Source organism: Streptomyces camelliae (genome assembly GCF_027625935.1).
GTDB lineage: Bacteria > Actinomycetota > Actinomycetes > Streptomycetales > Streptomycetaceae > Streptomyces > Streptomyces camelliae.
The window spans coordinates 4,939,741-4,957,774 of the sequence record NZ_CP115300.1 but is presented as its reverse complement, the minus strand read 5'-3'; the positions used below and the strand labels follow the sequence as shown (position 1 = coordinate 4,957,774).

Annotated in this window: 18 protein-coding genes; 11 read left to right on the top strand and 7 right to left on the bottom strand. The window is 72.9% G+C overall.

Features of this window, described 5'->3' with window-relative positions; genetic code table 11:
* On the bottom strand, positions 1–1,785 hold the full coding sequence (locus tag O1G22_RS22580; protein ID WP_270082983.1) for an ABC transporter ATP-binding protein: 1,785 nt from the start codon (positions 1,783–1,785) through the stop codon (positions 1–3).
* A 601-nt stretch (positions 1,786–2,386) separates the two neighbouring features.
* Between O1G22_RS22580 and mshD the strand changes: the two genes are divergently transcribed.
* The gene (gene mshD, locus O1G22_RS22575; RefSeq protein ID WP_270082982.1) at positions 2,387–3,313 is read left to right on the top strand and encodes a mycothiol synthase; all 927 of its coding nucleotides are present in this window, start codon (positions 2,387–2,389) and stop codon (positions 3,311–3,313) included.
* On the opposite strand, the gene O1G22_RS22570 is transcribed toward mshD, so the two are convergent.
* The 5 genes from O1G22_RS22570 to O1G22_RS22550 all read right to left on the bottom strand — a co-directional run bounded on the left by O1G22_RS22570 (position 3,291) and on the right by O1G22_RS22550 (position 8,247).
* Positions 3,291–3,938 (bottom strand): ABC transporter, encoded by a 648-nt coding sequence (locus O1G22_RS22570; RefSeq protein WP_270082981.1) that lies wholly within the window; start codon positions 3,936–3,938, stop codon positions 3,291–3,293. The genes mshD and O1G22_RS22570 overlap by 23 nt on opposite strands.
* Before the next feature lie 80 nt (positions 3,939–4,018).
* The gene (locus O1G22_RS22565; RefSeq protein WP_270082980.1) at positions 4,019–5,560 is read right to left on the bottom strand and encodes an ABC transporter permease; all 1,542 of its coding nucleotides are present in this window, start codon (positions 5,558–5,560) and stop codon (positions 4,019–4,021) included.
* Complete coding sequence (locus O1G22_RS22560; RefSeq protein WP_270082979.1) at positions 5,557–6,426, bottom strand: ABC transporter ATP-binding protein; 870 nt, start codon at positions 6,424–6,426, stop codon at positions 5,557–5,559. Before O1G22_RS22560 ends, O1G22_RS22565 begins: the two co-directional genes overlap by 4 nt.
* A gap of 50 nt (positions 6,427–6,476) precedes the next feature.
* Positions 6,477–7,322: a cupin domain-containing protein gene (locus O1G22_RS22555; protein ID WP_270082978.1), complete on the bottom strand. Its 846-nt coding sequence runs from the start codon at positions 7,320–7,322 to the stop codon at positions 6,477–6,479.
* Positions 7,323–7,704: 382 nt separating this feature from the next.
* A complete protein-coding gene (locus O1G22_RS22550) occupies positions 7,705–8,247 on the bottom strand; it encodes an RNA polymerase sigma factor (RefSeq protein WP_225098082.1) in 543 nt (180 codons plus the stop codon).
* Between the two features lie 111 nt (positions 8,248–8,358).
* On the opposite strand from O1G22_RS22550, the gene O1G22_RS22545 reads away from it, so the two are divergent.
* From O1G22_RS22545 to O1G22_RS22505, 9 genes are all read left to right on the top strand, one after another.
* Positions 8,359–8,790: a GntR family transcriptional regulator gene (locus O1G22_RS22545; protein WP_270082977.1), complete on the top strand. Its 432-nt coding sequence runs from the start codon at positions 8,359–8,361 to the stop codon at positions 8,788–8,790.
* Positions 8,787–9,686 carry an ABC transporter ATP-binding protein gene (locus tag O1G22_RS22540; protein WP_270082976.1) on the top strand — a complete coding sequence of 300 codons (900 nt, stop codon included), beginning with the start codon at positions 8,787–8,789 and terminating at the stop codon, positions 9,684–9,686. Before O1G22_RS22545 ends, O1G22_RS22540 begins: the two co-directional genes overlap by 4 nt.
* Positions 9,683–10,696: an ABC transporter permease gene (locus O1G22_RS22535; protein ID WP_270082975.1), complete on the top strand. Its 1,014-nt coding sequence runs from the start codon at positions 9,683–9,685 to the stop codon at positions 10,694–10,696. The genes O1G22_RS22540 and O1G22_RS22535 overlap by 4 nt, the downstream gene beginning before the upstream one ends.
* Entirely contained in the window at positions 10,693–11,436 is a 744-nt protein-coding gene (locus O1G22_RS22530; protein ID WP_270082974.1) for a hypothetical protein, read from the top strand. The genes O1G22_RS22535 and O1G22_RS22530 overlap by 4 nt, the downstream gene beginning before the upstream one ends.
* A gap of 78 nt (positions 11,437–11,514) precedes the next feature.
* The gene (locus O1G22_RS22525) at positions 11,515–13,869 is read left to right on the top strand and encodes an RNA degradosome polyphosphate kinase (protein WP_270082973.1); all 2,355 of its coding nucleotides are present in this window, start codon (positions 11,515–11,517) and stop codon (positions 13,867–13,869) included.
* A complete protein-coding gene (locus O1G22_RS22520; RefSeq protein ID WP_270082972.1) occupies positions 13,850–15,010 on the top strand; it encodes a CHAD domain-containing protein in 1,161 nt (386 codons plus the stop codon). Before O1G22_RS22525 ends, O1G22_RS22520 begins: the two co-directional genes overlap by 20 nt.
* 19 nt (positions 15,011–15,029) lie before the next feature.
* A complete protein-coding gene (locus tag O1G22_RS22515) occupies positions 15,030–15,443 on the top strand; it encodes an NUDIX hydrolase (protein WP_270082971.1) in 414 nt (137 codons plus the stop codon).
* A gap of 309 nt (positions 15,444–15,752) precedes the next feature.
* Positions 15,753–16,622: an SCO4651 family lipoprotein gene (locus O1G22_RS22510; RefSeq protein ID WP_270082970.1), complete on the top strand. Its 870-nt coding sequence runs from the start codon at positions 15,753–15,755 to the stop codon at positions 16,620–16,622.
* A 110-nt stretch (positions 16,623–16,732) separates the two neighbouring features.
* Positions 16,733–16,891, top strand: coding sequence for a hypothetical protein (locus O1G22_RS22505; protein WP_225098140.1), 159 nt, complete (start codon positions 16,733–16,735; stop codon positions 16,889–16,891).
* Positions 16,892–16,904: 13 nt separating this feature from the next.
* Here O1G22_RS22505 and O1G22_RS22500 read toward each other — a convergent pair whose 3' ends face one another.
* Positions 16,905–17,210, bottom strand: coding sequence for a metal-sensitive transcriptional regulator (locus O1G22_RS22500; protein ID WP_225098091.1), 306 nt, complete (start codon positions 17,208–17,210; stop codon positions 16,905–16,907).
* A gap of 203 nt (positions 17,211–17,413) precedes the next feature.
* On the opposite strand from O1G22_RS22500, the gene O1G22_RS22495 reads away from it, so the two are divergent.
* A complete protein-coding gene (locus O1G22_RS22495) occupies positions 17,414–18,034 on the top strand; it encodes a DUF47 domain-containing protein (RefSeq protein WP_270082969.1) in 621 nt (206 codons plus the stop codon).

The following is an 18,034-nucleotide window of genomic DNA, read 5'->3' as shown; positions in this document are numbered from 1 at the left end:
TCACCACCTGAGGATCATCGTGTCCTCCGGTGATGACGCCCCGGTCGCCGTCTCCGGCAGCGGGGCCGCCAGGCGGGCGTACGCGCCGTCGCGGGCGATGAGTTCCGTGTGCGTTCCCGTCTCCACCAGCCGGCCGCGATCGACGACCAGGATGCGGTCGGCGTCGGGGGCGAGGGACAGGTCGTGGGTGATCATGATCGTCGTACGGCCGGACATCAGGCGGCGCAGGGGCTGCACCACCTGGCGGGCCGCCACCGCGTCCAGGCCGGCCGTCGGCTCGTCCAGGACCAGGACCGGGGAGGTGCGCAGCATCGCGCGGGCGATGGCGATGCGCTGGAGCTGGCCGCCGGAGAGGGCGGCGGTGCCGGGGGCGATGTGGGTGTCGTAGCCGTCGGGGAGCGCGGTGATGAAGTCGTGGGCCGCCGCGTTCCGGGCCGCCCGCTCGATCTCGTCCGCGCTCGCGCCGGGGCGGCCGCAGACGATGTTCTCGCGGACCGTGCCGTTCAGGATCAGCGTCCGCTGGGGCAGCAGGGTGATCTGTTCGCGCAGGAAGCGCAGGGGTACGTCGGTGAGGGGCACGCCGTCCAGGGTGATCGCGCCGGCCGAGGGGTCGTAGAAGCGGGTGAGGAGGGCGGCGAGCGTGGACTTGCCGGCGCCGCTCGGGCCGGTGATCACGATCAACTCGCCGGGCTGCGCGGTGAGTTCGATGTTCCGCAGGGAGGCTCGGCGGGCGCCCGGGTAGCGGAAGGAGACCCGGTGGAAGGCGAGCCTGCCGTGGACCGGCCAGGCCGGGACCGGGGTGGTGGGGTCGGTGACGGCCGGTTCCGCGTCGAGGATCTCGCCGATGCGGCGGGCGCCGGCGGTGGCCGCGGTGACCGTGAGGCCGAGCCGGCCGAGGTTGCGGACCGGCGGGTAGAGGTAGCCCAGGAACGCGGCGAACGTGAGGAGTTGGCCGAGGGTCATCCGGCCGGCGGAGATCTCCCACACGCCGAAGCCGATGACCGTGAGCACGCACAGCGTCTCGACGACCTCGACGCACTGCTCGTACATCTCGCTCAGCCGCGCCCCGCGCACGCTCGCGCGCAGCCAGGCGCGGGCCTCGCGGTCGAGCCGCCGCTCCTCGTCGCACTGCCGGTTGTACGCCTGCGTCAGGACGACGTTGCCGAGCGACTCCTCCACCACCGACGTGATCGCGCCGTCCGCGACCCGGCCGTCCCGGGACGCCTCGGCGATACGGCCGGAGAAGCGGCGGGCGGCGAGGAGGAAGAGGGGCGCGAGGACGAAGGTGGCCAGCGCCAGGTCCCAGCGCAGCCAGAAGGCGGCGGTGGCGTAGAAGACGGCCGAGAATCCGGCCGACACGGTTCCTACGACGCCGGAGACCACGAGCTGCTCGATGGACTCGACGTCTCCGGTGAGCCGTTCGACCAGGTCACCCTGCCGGTGCCGCTGGAAGAAGTGCGGGGGCAGGTCCTGGACGTGCCGGAAGACGGCCGCGCGCAGCCGCAGGACGAATCTCTCCGCCGTCCAGGTGGCCAGCGAGTTGCCCAGATAGCCGACGAGTGCGGCGAGCGCGGCCACGCCGAGCCAGGCACCGGCCGGCCCCCAGAAGGCGGCGAGCGAACCGGCCTTCAGGGCATGGTCGGTGAGCTGGCCGAACAGCAGGATCGCGGCGGTCTCGGCGAGCGCGGCCACGACCACGCACGCCACGATCGCCCCGAGCCACTTGCGGTCGCCGCGGGTCAGCGGCCAGAACCGGCGGAAGGCCTCGCGGGACTCCCTCAGCATCGACTGCCCTTCCTTCTCTTTCCACAGCTGTGGACACAGGCCGAGGCGGGGCCACCGGTACGACCACGCAGTAACCGGTGACCCCGCCTCACGACAACCTGGCTCAGTGCTTGTCGCCGATCGGGCGACGCCTCGGCGCGGGCTTCTTCGGCGCCGGCTTCTTGTGCTCCGGGGCGGGCTTGTGGTGCTTCTTGACCGGGGCGAGCTTGTGGAAAGACATGGAATTCCCCTTCCTGGTTCCTATGATTTCCTGTGATTCCTGTGATTTCCAGGGATTACTTGTGGCCGACCGGGCGCTTGGGCTCGGGCTTCTTCGGCGCCGGCCTGCGCTCCTGACCAGGCTTGCCCGGCTTGCAGTGCCGCTTCTTGACGGGGGCGATCTTCCGGAAGCTCATCTGCGTTTCCTTTCGCGTCGTTCGCTTTCGACATGGAAAACATTACGGGATTCGCGAGCCGGAAAAAGCCGATTCCGATGAGACCTCAATGAAATACCCCTGTGCGCAATTCACAGGGATATTGCGGAACCGCGGCGGCATTCACACAGGTTTTATCGGGGGCCGGCGCACCGCTCCGGCGCCGCCCGCCCCGTACCCTCGTACGCATGAGCAGCGACGACACCGTACGGGCCTTCCCCGCCCGATCCATCGAGACCTACTCCGCGCTCAGCCCCGAGCAGGCCGAGGCCGTGGGCGAACTGCTGGGCGAGGCGGCCCGGACCGACGGGCAGCAGCCGGTGTCCGAGCAGGGGCGGCTGCAGTTGCGCGGGGGTGCCCGGGAGGGCGTCTCGCATCTGCTGCTGACCGTCGACGGCGAACTCGTGGGCTACGCCCAGCTGGAGGACACCGACCCGGTGGAGGCGCCGGCCGCCGAGCTGGTCGTCCACCCCGCGCACCGCGGACACGGGCACGGCCGGGCGCTCGGCTCCGCCCTGCTCGGCGCCTCCGGCAAGCGGCTGCGGGTGTGGGCGCACGGCGGACATCCCGCCGCCCGGCATCTCGCCCAGGTCCTCGGCCTGACCCTGTTCCGCGAACTGCGCCAGATGCGGCGGGCGTTGAGCGACCTGGAGCTGCCCGACCCGAAGCTGCCGGAGGGCGTGACCGTGCGCGCCTTCGTGCCCGGCAAGGACGACTCGGCCTGGCTCGCGGTCAACGCGGCCGCCTTCGCCCACCACCCCGAACAGGGTTCGCTGACCCAGCGGGACCTCGACGACCGCAAGGCCGAGCCGTGGTTCGACCCGGCCGGGTTCTTCCTCGCCGAACGGGACGGGGAACTGGTCGGCTTCCACTGGACGAAGGTGCACGCCGAGGAGGGGCTGGGCGAGGTGTACGTCCTCGGGGTGCGCCCCGGCGAGCAGGGCGGCGGCCTCGGCAAGGCCCTCACCACGATCGGCCTGCGCCACCTCGCCGCCCAGGGTCTGCCGACGGCGATGCTCTACGTCGACGCCGACAACCTGGCGGCGGTGTCGGTGTACGAGCGGCTGGGGTTCACCACGTACGAGACGGACCTCATGTACCGCACGGAGACCTGAGCGCCGGCCGTCCCGCCCGCCGGGGCGCCGGCTCGCCCAGCGACCCCGCCCATACGACCGCCGCGCCCGCCAGCACCCACGCCCACCGCTCGTGTCCGCCGGCCCACCTCGGATCGGCGGGCGTCACGAAGAACGCCCAGCGGGCGGGCAGCGACAGCGGCGCGAGTACGGCGACACCGAGCAGGGCGCCGGCGACGCCCCACCCGGGCTCCGGGTCGTCGCTGCGCCGCACGGCGACCGCGGCCCCGGCGAGCGCGAGCACACAGGCGGTACCGGCCTCCAGCGTGACGCCACCGACGGGGGGCCGGACCGCCCCGGGCACGAGCAACAGCACGACCGCCCACCACACGCCCACGACGGGCCCCACGAGCCCGGCCCGCAGCAGGCTGCGCACCGCCCGCCGGGCCGGGACCGGGGCGGTGGTGTGCCGCGCGGGGTCGTCCAGGAGAAAGCCGAACCCCAGGGCAAGCGCAAGCCCGGCGGCCCGCACCATCCAGAGCGCCTCCACCGGCCCGGGACCGGATCCGAGCACCCGGACGAGCACGAGCGGCAACACCCCCACCGCACCGGCGGCCCCGAGCGTCCACCAGGGCAGGGTGCGCCAGACGGGGACGACCAGCGCCACGACGACCCGCGCCCGACGACGATGGTCATCCGGGTGGTGCGGGTGGGAACCCTGACCCGGCCGGAGGCCGGATGCCCGGCTCACTCCCCGCACCGGTCCGCCCCCACGGAACCAGGCACACCCAGCAGCTCAGCCACCCGAGCCGTCGTGACTCCCGGAGTCGTCAGCTCGGCCCAGTGGGCCTTCACCCGGGCGACGACGCCGTAGAACGGCCGGTGCAGGAGCGCGCGCACGACCTTGGTCTGGCCGGCCGTCATGGTCAGGGGCTCGGTGCGGGAGAGGACGATCGCGGAACCGGTGAGGCTGTCGTCGAGGCGGACGTGGCGCAGCGCGCCCTCGGGGTCCGGCTGCCGGCCGAGGGACAACCACATCACCGTGACCATCCGGCCGTCGCACAGCTCACCCGCCGCCTTCTCGTCACCGGCGACCAGCACGCCGGCCACGGCGGTGGAGAACTCCGGCACCCGGTTGCCGCCCCAGGACGTGCCGACGGTCACCTGACCGGGCCGCGTGGACGGAGCGAGCGCCGCGTCGTCGTCGAGGCCGTACCGCGCCTCCACCCGCTGCCGTACGAGCAGTTCCCGGCCCTGCGCCCCGCCGCCCGCGAGGGCCCGCACCTGGTCCGCGATCCGCGCCCAGTCCCCGACGCGGGGCATCCACTCGGGGAAGGCGCAGTACTGCGTCGGCCCGCGCCGGACGCACGTCTGGTCCTTCTCCGGGGTGAGCGAGGCGCGGGCACGGGCCGCCGTCGTCGCCGCCGTGACCCCGCCGGTCTGTACGACCCCGCCCAGCACGGCCAGCGTCAGCGCACCGGCGAACGCGACCTGTACGGTCCGGCTCCGGCCGCCCGCGACCAGCACCGCGAGCAGGACCACCGTCAGGGCCAGCCCGGCGAGGTAGAGCGCGTGCCAGGCGGCGGGGCGGCCCAGCAGACCGGAGGGGACCGGGTGGACACCGGACGTGGTGACCACGGGCATCAGCCACGCCGCCCCGGTCTCCCGCCCGGCGAACGGGAACGCGCCCGCGACGAACAGCAGCAGGAACACCACGACCAGCAGCGGCGCCGCGACGGCCGAGGACGCCAGCCGGGCGAGCAGCACCCCGACCGCCCCGAACAGCAGCACCGTCAACGGCCCGGTCAGCAGCTCGGCCGGCGAACCGCGGCCCACCGCACCGGACTTGACCGCCTCCCAGGTGAACTGGACCGTCACGGCCACGGCGGTGAACAGCCCGAGCGGCACCACGGACAGCGCGTGCGCGACCGTACGGCGCCAGGGGCTCAGCGCCAGCACGGCGAAGTGACGTTCGGTGTCCCGGCGCCGGGAGCGCAGCGCGGCCTGGTTGACGCACAGCAGCACCGCGAGACCGACGAGCAGCGGGCCGCTCTGGGTGGCGCGGTCGGCGTCCTGCAGGACGGGGTAGTCGTCGGAGGGCCGGAGCGTTCGCCACCCGATCCAGGTGACGTAGAGGGAGAGGGCGAGGAGCATCGGGACGCGCAGCAGCAGCCGGCGGGCCTCGAAGCCGGCGAGCGTGAACACGGCCGCCCAGGATCTCCCGGCCCCGGTGCCGGCGGGTGCGGCAGCGGGGGCCGGCTGCTCGGTGTGCGTGAGGGCCGCGGTCACGCCGTCACCTCCGTACGGTCTTCGCGATCGGCGTCCAGGGTGAGCAGATAGCCGTCCTCCAGGGTGGGTTCGAGCAGCTCGGCGCCCTCGGGCGGTTCGCCCACATTGCGGAAGCCGCCGGTGCCGGTGCGCCAGCCGGCCTTGGCTCCGGGGTCGCGTGCGGTACTGCTCCATACCCGGCCGGCGGCCCGCGCGGCCAGCTCGGCGGGGGTGCCGTCGAAGCGGATACGGCCGCCGGACATGACCAGCACGCGGTGACAGAGCATCGCCACGTCCTCGGTCTGGTGGGTGGACAGCAGCACCGTGCGGCCTTCTCCGGCCTGGGCGATCAACTCCCGGAAGCGCATGCGCTGTTCGGGGTCGAGGCCGACGGTCGGCTCGTCCAGCACCACAAAGCCGGGGTCGCCGACGAGGGCTGCGGCGAGCGCGACCCGCTGCCGCATACCGCCGGACAGCTTCTTGATCCGCTTGCCGCGCACCTCGGCCAGACCGACCTCGTCCAGTACCCGCCGTACCTCCCGGTGCCGGGCCGCGCGGTCGGTCAGCTCCTTGAGGATCGCCACGTAGTCCACGAACTCGAAGGGGGTGAAGTCGGGATGGAAACCGGGCGTCTGCGGCAGATAGCCCAGCGCCCGCCGCACCTCCTGGCGGCCGCGCGCGGTGCCCGGGTCGTGGCCGAGCACGGTGAACGCACCGGCGTCGGCGGGCACGGCGGTGGCGAGCACCCGCAACAGGGTCGTCTTCCCGGCGCCGTTGGGCCCGAGCAGCCCGGTCACGCCCCGGCTCAGCCGCACCGACACGTCGTCGAGGGCACGGGTGGCGCCGTAGCGCAGGGCGAGCCCGGAGGCGGAGACGGTGACGGTCATACGGCACTCCTGTGGGTCGGCTTGTGAGTCGGTCGGTGGGACGGAGGGGGTCATACGGCGCCTCCGTGGGACCGGTGGGAGCGGTGGGACCGGTCGAAGCGGTCGCGCACGGCGAAGAGCAGCCCGGCGGCGAGCGCCGCGACCCCCGCCGCCACGCCCTGCCCGGCCGCGGTGAACGGGACGAGCACCCGGTCGCCGCCGCCCTGCTGCGCGCGGGCCAGCAGCAGCAGTACGACCCAGGCCCCGCCGACCACGGAGGGCGCCAGGACCGGTCCGAACCGGGGCGTCAGCGCGAGCCCGGTCGCGGTGAGCGCGAGAGCGGGCAGCAGCCAGCCGAGCGCGCCGAGGCCGTACCCGGGCAGCGCGAACGTGGCGAGACCGGACAGCCCGAGCGCGGCGGCGAGCACGGCGACCGTACGGATCATCAGCAGCCGGAAGCCGTGCACGGGTGCGACGACCGCCATCTCGTACGTCGGGTCGAGCGCGGGCCCGTACGACAGGGCGACGCCGGCGAGCGGCAGCAGCGGGGCCAGGGCCAGGAAGACCGTGTCCGAGTGGGCGCCGTGGGCCGTCAGCACCGACATCACCAGCAGCAGCGTGACCGCCGTCAGCCAGGAGCGGCGCAGTACGGGCGTGGCCGCCAGCAGCCGCGCGGTGTGGTCCGCCACCCCGAGCCGCACCAGCAGCCGTTCGAAGGGGCCCGGCCGCGGCGCGTCCAGCTCGGCATCCAGCCGCTCCCAGGCCGCGTCCAGCGCACCGGCGTCCCAGACCTCCGCGAGCCGCGCCCGGCACTCGGCGCACCCGGTCAGATGGGCATCGGCGGACCACACCAACGGCGGCACCAACTCCCCCCGCGCATAGGCCCGCAACTCGTCCTCACCGACATGCCAGCTCATACCGCCACCTCCCGCCTGCCAGAGCCCCGCAGAACACCCCGCGAACCCCCTCCGCCCAGAAACCGGGCCACGCCACCGGCTCCCCACCCACCAGGCCCCCGGAGGACGGCCCGCAAACCCCGTCCGCCCCGGAACCGGGCCACGCCACCGGCTCCCCACCCACCAGGCCCCCGCAGAACACCCCGCGAACCCCCTCCGCCCAGAAACCCGGCCATGCCCGCACCTCCCGCCCGTCGGCCACGACTCCGGAGGACGGCCCGCGAGCCCGTCCCACCCGGAAACCCGACCGCGCCCGCGCCTCCCGCCCGACTGCCGCCCCGCGGGGCACACCGCAAACCCCCTCCGCTCGAAACCCCGCTCAGGGACCCCCTCAAGACCCCGCTCACGCCAGTGCCTCCCGCAGTTGCTTCCGGGCTCGCAGGGCCCGGGTCTTGACCGTGCCCGGCGGTATGCCGAGCAGGACGGCCGCCTCGCGGGTGGTCAGGCCGTCGATGACCGTCGCCTGGAGCACTGCCCGCAGTTCCGGCGAGAGGCGGACCAGCGCGCCGGCGAGGTCCCCGTGTTCCACGCCCGCGAGGACGCGTTCCTCGGCGGACGCCTCGTCCCGGTGCCGCAGCCGGGCCAGTGCCTGCCGCAGCCGCCCGCGCGCCCCGTCGCCGCGCAGCGCGTCGACCAGCCGGCGCGCGCCGATCCGCCACAGCCACCCGGCGACATCGCCGTCCTCGCGGTAGCGGGCCTTGCCCCGCCAGATCGCGAGGAACGTCTCCTGCACGACGTCGTCGACGACCCCGGCGTCGGCACACCGGCCGCGCAGGCGCGCGGTCAGCCACGGCGCGTACCGCCGGTACAGCTCCTCGAAGGCGCGCCGGTCCCCGTCCGCCGCGATGGCCCGCAGCAGCTCCCCGTCGCTTCTCTTCTCGCTCACGTCTCCTCATCGGACCGGACCCCCCGATCGGTTCACGGAACCCCGCTTGACTTCCGGACCGGGCTTACACCACCCTTTCACTACTCAATTAGTGAAAGGGTGGTGGGGGACGTGGTCGAGTACCGCATCGACCGGCACAGCGGGGTCGCCACCTACGTCCAGATCGTCCAGCAGACCAAACAGGCCCTGCGCATGGGCCTGCTGGAACCGGGCGACCGGCTGCCCACGGCCCGCGAGGTCGTGGAGGCCACCGCGATCAACCCGAACACCGTCCTGAAGGCGTACCGGGAGCTGGAACGCGAGGGACTGGTGGAGGCCCGGCGCGGGCTCGGCACCTTCGTACGGCGCTCGCTCGGCACCGCGACGGCCGACACCCCGCTCCGCGCCGAGCTGGAGGCCTGGGCCGGCAAGGCCCGCGAGGCGGGGCTGGACCGCGACGACGTGGCCGCGCTCTTCACCGCCGTACTCGACCAGCACTTCACCGCAGACGCAGACGCAGACGACACGCACCTCGACACGCACTCGCAGGGAGACCCGTCATGACCGACACGGCGCTGAGGGCCGACGCACTGGGGAAACGGTTCGGCCGGCGGGGCGGCCGGGGCTGGGCGCTGCGGGAGTGCGGCTTCCGGCTGCCCACTGGCCGGGTGTGCGCCGTCGTCGGCCCCAACGGCGCCGGCAAGTCGACGCTGCTCGCGCTCGCCGCCGGACTGCTCCCGCCCACCGAAGGCCGGCTCACCGTGCTCGGCACCACCCCGGCCGAGGCCCGCCCCCGGGTCGGCTTCGTCGCCCAGGACAAGCCGCTCTACCCACAGCTCACGGTCGCCGAGACCCTCCTCATGGGCGCCGACCTCAACCCCGAACGCTGGGACGCGGCCGTCGCCGAAAACGTCGTGAAGGGGGGCGACCTCGACCCGAAGGCCCGGATCCGTTCCCTCTCCGGCGGGCAGCGCACCCGGGTCGCGCTCGCCCTCGCCCTCGGCAAGCGGCCCGAACTGCTGCTCCTGGACGAGCCGATGGCCGACCTCGACCCGCTGGCCCGGCACGAGCTGATGGGCACGCTGATGGCGGACGCGGCCCAGTACGGCACCACGATCGTGATGTCCTCGCACGTGGTCGCCGAGCTGGAGGACTCCTGCGACCATCTGCTGCTGGTCGGCGACGGCCGGATCCGGCTGGCCGGGGACATCGACGACCTGCGCGCCGCCCACCGCCGGGTCACGGGAGCGGCCGACGCCGGTCTCGGCGCGCACACCGTGGTCGAGTCCCGCACCACCGGCCGTCAGCTCACCGCGCTGATCCGCCCGGCCGGCCCGCTCACCGGCGACTGGCGCGCCTCGGTGCCCTCCCTGGAGGAGCTGGTCCTCGCCCACCTGCGCAATCCCCAGGCCCCCGCCCTCACCACCGCCGTAGCCGTCACCGAGGAGCGTGCCGCGTGACCGCCACCACCGCACCGGTCGCCCAGGCACGGGCCGCCGGGAAGCCGCGCCTGATCCGCTGGGTACTGCGCCTGCACCGGCCCGCGCTGTACGGCTGGGCGGGCCTGGCCGTCGTCCTCGCCGTCGTGCTGATCGCGCTGGCCGGACCGCTCGCCGACGCGGCCGCCGAGGGGTGGCGGCAGTACGACGCCTGCGACTTCCGCGGCCCGTGCCACTACGACCAGGACGCGATCCTGCGCTACAAGGACTGGTACAACTACGCCACCACCGCCCTGGACGTGCTGCCCTTCCTGGTGGCCGCCTGGGCCGGTGCCGCGCTCACCGGCCGCGAGCTGGAGACCGGCACCGCCCGGCTGGCCTGGACCCAGAGCACCTCCCCGGCCCGCTGGCTCGCGGTCCGCCTCGCCGTCCCGGCGCTCGTCGTCGCCGCCGGCACGGGCCCGCTGTTCTGGCTGCACCACCTCGCCTGGGCCGCGGGCCAGGGCCGTATCGACACGGTCAAGACCTGGTACGACGTCTTCACCTTCCACGCCAACGGCCCCACCACCACCGCGCTGGCCCTCGCCGGGCTCGCGGCCGGTGCGCTGGCGGGCCTGCTGTTCCGGCGTGCTCTGCCCGCGCTGGTCCTGGGCGTGGTGTTCATCTCGGGCGTCTGGGGCCTCGCCCAGCAGCTGATGCCGCACCTGTGGCCGACGGTCACCTCGACCGCCTCCCTCAAGCAGGGCTACCCCGGCTCGGGCATCACCGTGGAGCAGGGCCTGGTGACCCGGACCGGCGCCCATCTGCCGGACCCCTACTGCTCCTCCGACGCGAGCTGCCACGCGGTCCTCGCGAAAGCCACCGGCTACTACAGCACCTACCACCCCGCCTCCCACTACTGGCCGCTCCAGCTCACCACCAGCGCGCTGATCCTGGCCGTCACCGGGCTGCTCGTCCTCGCCTGCTTCCTGGTGCTGCGCCGGCTGACGGGACCTGTCACGACCGCCCCGACCGGGAAGGCCGCCGTATGAGCACCGCCACTGTTCCCCGACTGCACCCCGGCGTACTGCGGGTGCACCGCCCCGCGCTGCTCGTCTGGACCGCGTTCGTCGTCCTCTGCGTGGGCGCGTTGCTCTGGGTCCACGTCTCGGCGGTGCCGCGGGACCGGGTGTGTGAGCGCGCAGGCTGGTGCACGTACGCCGCCTTCACCGACACCAATAACCTCGTGAACTTCCTCGGCGAGGTCCTCTCCTACGCCCCCTGTGCCGTGGCCGCCTGGGCGGGAGCGGCGCTGATCGGGCGCGAGCTGGAGTCCGGTACGGCGAAGCTGGCCTGGACGCAGTCCGTGTCCCCGGCCCGCTGGCTGACGGCGACGCTGATGACGGCCGCCGTCCCGCTGCTCGCCGGCGCCGCCGCCCTCGCCGTGGCCTTCGGCCGGGTCTGGAGCGCCGGCCAGGACGTCCTCGTCACCGACTGGACCTGGGACCGCGTGTTCATCCCGCGCGGCCCGCTGCTGCCGGCGCTGACGCTGTTCGCGCTGGCCGTGGGGGCGTTCGGCGCGCTGGCCGTGCGCCGTGTGCTGCCCGCGCTGGCCGTGGCGCTCGGGGTGACGCTGGTGGTACGGGTGTATCTGCGGGAGGTGTGGAAACCGCTGCGGAATGCCCTGCCGGGGTTCTGGGAGCTGCATCTGGCGGCGACCGGGATGGTGCTCGTGCTGAGCGCCCTTGCCGTTGCCGGTGCGTATGCGGTCCTGGGGCGGCATGTGCCGTAGCACTTGAGCCGCCCCCCGCTATCCCGCACGTCATGTCTCCGTAACCATTGATTCAGCCGGGCTTGCGACGCTCGGCCAATGAAGCCCGCCGTGCCAGAGCCTTCGCCGCCCCCCGAGGGGACCGCGCCGAACGGGGCCGTGTCGCTCCCGCCCGCACGTTCCGACGCGCCCGTGTCGCCCGTGACGCGGAAGAATGGGTTTATGAGCCAGTCAGACACCCAGGCAGAGGTACAGCACAAGCAGCCCCCCGTGGGCTCCATCGCCGCGCACCGGCCGCGTACGGTCGCCGCGGTCACGTCCGACCTGGCGCCCGACCTCGACGCGGACCTGGACGCGTACGAGGAGACACCGGGCGACGGCACTCCCCTGCCCGCGGGCCGCTTCCTCGACCGGGAGCGCAGCTGGCTGGCCTTCAACGAGCGCGTCCTGGAGCTGGCCGAGGACCCGAACACGCCGCTGCTGGAGCGCGCGAACTTCCTCGCGATCTTCGCCAGCAACCTGGACGAGTTCTTCATGGTCCGGGTGGCCGGTCTGAAGCGCCGTATCGCCACCGGTGTGGCGACCCGGTCCGCCTCCGGGCTCCAGCCGCGCGAGGTGCTGGAGATGATCTGGGCCCGCTCGCGCGAGCTCATGGCCCGGCACGCCGCCTGCTACCACGAGGACGTCGCCCCCGCGCTGGCGGAGGAGGGCATACATCTCGTCCGCTGGAACGAGCTGACCGAGAAGGAACAGGCCAGCCTGTTCACCCTCTTCCGGCACCGGATCTTCCCGGTGCTGACCCCGCTCGCCGTCGACCCCGCGCACCCGTTCCCGTACATCTCGGGTCTCTCACTCAACCTCGCGGTCGTCGTACGCAACCCGGTCAGCGGCCACAAGCACTTCGCGCGCGTGAAGGTGCCGCCGCTGCTGTCCCGCTTCCTGGAGAGCAGCCCCGGCCGGTACGTCCCGGTCGAGGACGTCATCGCCGCACACCTCGAAGAGCTGTTCCCGGGCATGGAGGTGCTGGAGCACCACGCCTTCCGGCTCACCCGCAACGAGGACCTGGAGGTCGAGGAGGACGACGCCGAGAACCTGCTCCAGGCCCTGGAGAAGGAGCTCATGCGGCGCCGCTTCGGGCCGCCGGTGCGCCTGGAGGTCGAGGAGTCCATCGACCGTGAGGTGCTCGACCTGCTGGTGCGCGAGCTGAAGATCTCCGAGGCGGAGGTCTATCCGCTCCCCGGCCCCCTGGATCTCACCGGCCTGTTCCGCATCCACGGCCTGGACCGGCCGGAGCTGAAGTACCCGAAGTACGTCGCGGGCACCCACCGTGACCTCGCCGAGGTCGAGTCCGCGTCGGCGCCGGACATCTTCGCCGCCCTGCGCCAGCGGGACGTGCTCCTGCACCACCCGTACGACTCCTTCTCCACGTCCGTGCAGGCCTTCATCGAGCAGGCCGCCGACGACCCGGACGTCCTCGCGATCAAGCAGACCCTGTACCGGACCTCCGGCGACTCCCCGATCGTCAACGCGCTCATCGACGCCGCCGAGGCCGGCAAGCAGGTCCTCGTCCTGGTCGAGATCAAGGCCCGCTTCGACGAGCACGCCAACATCAAGTGGGCGAAGAAGCTGGAGGAGGCCGGCTGCCACGTCGTCTACGGCCTGGTCGGCCTGAAGACGCACTGCAAGCTGTCCCTGGTGGTCCGCCAGGAGGGCGAGACCCTGCGCCGCTACAGCCACGTCGGCACCGGCAACTACCACCCGAAGACCGCCCGCCTGTACGAGGACCTGGGCCTGCTCACGGCCGACCCGCAGGTCGGCGCGGACCTGTCCGACCTGTTCAACCGGCTGTCCGGCTACTCCCGCCGCGAGACCTACCGGCGCCTGCTGGTCGCCCCCAAGTCGCTGCGGGACGGCCTGGTCGCGCGGATCGACAAGGAGGCCCAGCACCACCGCGCGGGCCGCCAGGCGTTCATCCGCATCAAGGTCAACTCGATGGTCGACGAGGCCGTCATCGACGCCCTCTACCGGGCCTCGCAGGCGGGCGTGCCGGTCGACATCTGGGTGCGCGGCATCTGCGCGATCCGCCCCGGCGTCCCGGGTCTGTCGGAGAACATCCGGGTCCGTTCCATACTCGGCCGGTTCCTCGAACACTCGCGGGTGTTCGCCTTCGGCAACGGCGGTGAGCCCGAGGTGTGGATCGGCAGCGCCGACATGATGCACCGCAACCTCGACCGGCGGATAGAGGCCCTGGTCCGCGTCGTCGACCCGGCCCACCGGGCGGCCCTGAACCGGCTGCTCGACACCGGCATGTCCGACACGACGGCCTCCTGGCACCTCGGCCCCGACGGCGAGTGGACCCGGCACGCGACCGACGGGGACGGACAGCCCCTGCGCAACGTCCAGGAGATGCTCATAGACGCCCGGAGGCGCCGGCGTGGCACAGCAACACCTTGACCCGACGGACCCCACGGCCGACGGCGCGGCGACAGGGGACGCCCTCGCGAGGTATCTCCGCGCCCAGGCCACGGAGTTCCTCCGCGCCCTGCGCCTGCACCGGGAGACCGGAAGCAGTCAGGCGCACGGCGCGGAGGAGTCCGTCGACGCCGCACGGCTGCTGCGCCGCTCGGCCCGCCGCATCAGCGGCAGCCTGCACACCTTCCGTCCCCTCCTCGACGCCGACTGGTCCGAGGAGATGCGGCCCGAACTGGCCTGGCTCTCCGGCACGCTGGGCCTGGAGCACGCCTGCGAGGCCCGCCTGGAACGGCTGCTGCTGGCACTGCACCGGCTGTCGGGGGCGGCGGCGCTCCCGGCCCAGACGGTGGACGTCATGGCCGCGGGCGCTGCTGCGGCACGGGTGGGCGATGGGGGTCCCCCCGCGCGAGCGAAGCCGAGCGTGGGGGAAGCACCTGGCAACGCCAGTGGCCCCGCCAACGCCAGTGGCCCTGCCAACGTGACGCCCACCCCAGAGCGCGGCAACCTCACAGTAGGCGCAGCCAAAGCAGGCGCCCTGCTCGACCGCCAGCTCACCCTCGCCCGGACCCGAGCTCACTCCACGGCGCTCCAAGCCCTCGGCTCCTCCCGCTTCCACGCCGTCGCCGACAAGGTCGCCCTGCTGGCCAGCGACGTCCCCCTCACCCGCACCGCCCCGAGCACCGACCTGCGCCCCCTGGCAGCCGCCGCGGAGGAGCGGCTGACAGCCGCCGTCGGCGCGCTCCCCCTGGTCACCGCGGGCCACCCGTACAACGCGGAGGCCCTGGTCCACGGCCTGTCCCCGGATCCGTCCCCGCACCCCCAGGACGGCCCCTGGCACCAGGTCCGGCTGCTGCTGCGCCTGCACCGGTACGCCCAGGAGGTGCTGAACGGCGGCAACGCCCCGGTCGACGTACGGCTGTTGGCGGCGGGGCAGGCGCTGAACCGGCACCGGGACGCCTCGGAGGCGGCGGCCGCGGCGGCGCAGGCGGCCCGCACCCCGCGCATCGCCCCGGCGACGGCGTACGCGCTCGGGGTGCTCCACGCCGACCAGCGGCACGAGGTGGAGGCGGCCAGGTTCGCGTTCCAGCAGGCCTGGCAGAAGCAGACCGTCAGCGCACCCTGAGTTCTCCCGAGGAGGCGGTGTGAGCGACACGTTGGTGGTGCGGGCGGCCGGCTGTGTGCTGTGGCGGCACTCGCCGGTCGCCGGCGACCTGGAGATCTGCCTGGTCCACCGGCCGAAGTACGACGACTGGTCCCACCCCAAGGGCAAGCTCAAACGGGGTGAGGACCCGCTCGCCGGGGCGCTGCGCGAGGTCGCGGAGGAGACGGGGTACACGGCCGAGCCCGGCGCCGAGCTGCCGACGGTGCGTTATCTGGCCAACGGCCGCCCGAAGCAGGTGCGTTACTGGGCGGCACAGGCGGTTTCCGGCCACTTCACACCGAGCAACGAGGTGGACCGGATCCTGTGGCTCTCCCCCGACGCCGCCCGCGGCCGCCTCACCCAGCCCCGCGACCGTGACCTGGTGGCAGACGCCCTTCACGGACTGGCCGTGTGAGCCTCCGCGTCCGTACGGGCCTGGCTGCGCGCGCGGCGGGCCGGGCCTCTCCAGCCGCAACTGCACCGGGCCACACAGAACCGGCCCTGCTCCGCCGTCGTCGTGAAGTGGTCCTGCCCCTGCCGGAGTCGCTCCGGCCCCTCCTGCTGCGCCACGCTGACAACGGTACCCAGCGTGCGGCCGAACCGATCCCGGAGTGCGCGGCCGGTCTGCCATGCGCCCGCCGTGGCGCGTGACGGCACCCCCTACCCGTCGTTAACCGGAACGACAGGGGGCCCGTGACGGACGTACCGGCTGGGGGTACAGGCGATGGATCGGCGGGAACGGCGGGACCGGCGGCAGCACGGGCACGCGGGCAGAACGGCCGTCGCGGTCGGCATCCTGCTCGGCCTCGGAGCGGCGGGTGCCACGGGCTGTTCGAACAGCCGGGCCGTCGCCGACGACGTCAAGGGGGCGGGCGATCCGGTCGCCGTGCTGCGGCGGGCCGCCGACACCCTGGACGGCGCGGGCAGTTCCAAGGCCACCACGTCCATGGAGATGGCCACCGGCGGCACCCGGGTCACCATCCGCGGCAAGGGCGTCTACGACTACCGGCACCGGCTCGGCCGGCTCACCGTCGTCCTGCCCGAGGACCCCGCCGGCACCGCCGAGCACCAGCCGATCACCGAACTCCTCGCCCCCGGCGCCCTGTTCATGAAGAACCGGGGTGCGGGTGTGCCCGCCGACAAGTGGGTGCGGGTGGACACCGCGACGGTGTCCGACGGCAATCTGGTCACCGGCGGCGCGACCGATCCGTACACGGCGGCCGAGGTGCTGCGCGGGACCCGTACGGCCGTCTACGTCGGCCGGACCGAGGTCGGCGGCACCCCCGTACGGCACTACCGGGGGACGGCGGACCTGGCCGACGCGGCCCGCGGCGCCTCCGCCGCGAACCGGGCGCCTCTGGAGGCGGCGGCGAAAGGGTTCGCCACGGCCGAGGTCCCGTTCGACGCCTATCTCGACGACCAGGGCCGGATCCGCAAGCTCAGACAGCGCTTCAGCTTCGTCAACGGCCGGCAGAAGACCCCGGTCGCGGTCGCCTCGACCACCCTGCTGTACGGCTTCGGCGCCCCGGCCGACGTGCGGCTGCCGCGTCCGCAGGACATCTACGCGGGCCGGATCGCGGAGGACGAGCACTAGGCCGTGGCTCATTCCGGGCCACCCCGTAAGTAGCCCGTCCGTGCCATGCGCGGTGTGTAGAGCGCTGCCTACTCTAGGAAGTCGGTGACGGCAGGGAAGAGGTGAGGCGGGTGGCTCCGGTCGGCGGCACGGCGGTTCAGGACCACGAGGCCCTCGCCGAGATCGAGCTGTGCGGAGAGCTGATCATCGCGGCCTCGGCCGCCGAGGACCGGCTCAGCCTGGAGAGCATCGACGAGGTGCTGCGGGTCGCCGAGGAACGCGAGGGCTAGATCCTGTGGGGGTCTAGGAGCGCAGGAGGCGGCCGATCGCCTTCGTCGCCTCGTCCACCTTGGTGTCGATTTCGTCACCGCCCTTGAGGGCCGCGTCGGCCACACAGTGCCGCAGATGCTCCTCCAGCAGCTGGAGCGCGAAGGACTGCAGGGCCTTGGTGGAGGCGGAGACCTGGGTGAGTATGTCGATGCAGTACGTGTCCTCGTCGACCATCCGCTGCAGCCCGCGGATCTGCCCCTCGATGCGGCGCAGCCGCTTGAGGTGCTCGTCCTTCTGCTGGTGATAGCCGTGCGTGGCGCCGGCCTCGGTCGTCGTCATCACAGGCCTCCATCCAGGGGCGAGCCGGAACATACCCCTACTGGGTATATGGTAACGAATTTTGCTGGGTATGGGGCCCTTGGTACGCCCCCGTGCTGATCACTCTGCCTGATGGGCGACACTGGGATGCGGCCCGATAGCCGTGGCCGGATGATGCGCCTAGCATCAGCCTGACCGAAACCGATGCACCCTGAGGACCCCTTGTGCGCTTTCGTCTGACCCCCAGGGAGACGAGCTTCTACGACATGTTCGCCGCATCCGCGGACAACATCGTCACCGGCTCGAAACTCCTGATGGAACTGCTCGGGGCGGACGCACCTGCCCGGGCCGAGATCGCAGAGCGTATGCGGGCCGCGGAACACGCGGGTGACGACGCCACGCACGCGATCTTCCACCAGCTGAACTCCTCGTTCATCACGCCGTTCGACCGCGAGGACATCTACTCCCTCGCCGGGTCCCTCGACGACATCATGGACTTCATGGAGGAAGCCGTCGACCTGGTGGTCCTCTACAACATCGAGGAACTGCCGAAGGGCGTCGAGCAGCAGATCGAGGTACTGGCGCGGGCGGCGGAGCTCACGGCGGAGGCCATGCCGAACCTCCGCACGATGGACAACCTGACCGAGTACTGGATCGAGGTGAACCGTCTGGAGAACCAGGCGGACCAGATCCACCGCAAGCTGCTGGCCCAGCTCTTCAACGGCAAGTACGACGCGATCGAGGTGCTCAAGCTCAAGCAGATCGTGGACGTCCTGGAAGAGGCGGCGGACGCGTTCGAGCACGTGGCGAACACGGTGGAGACCATCGCCGTCAAGGAGTCCTGA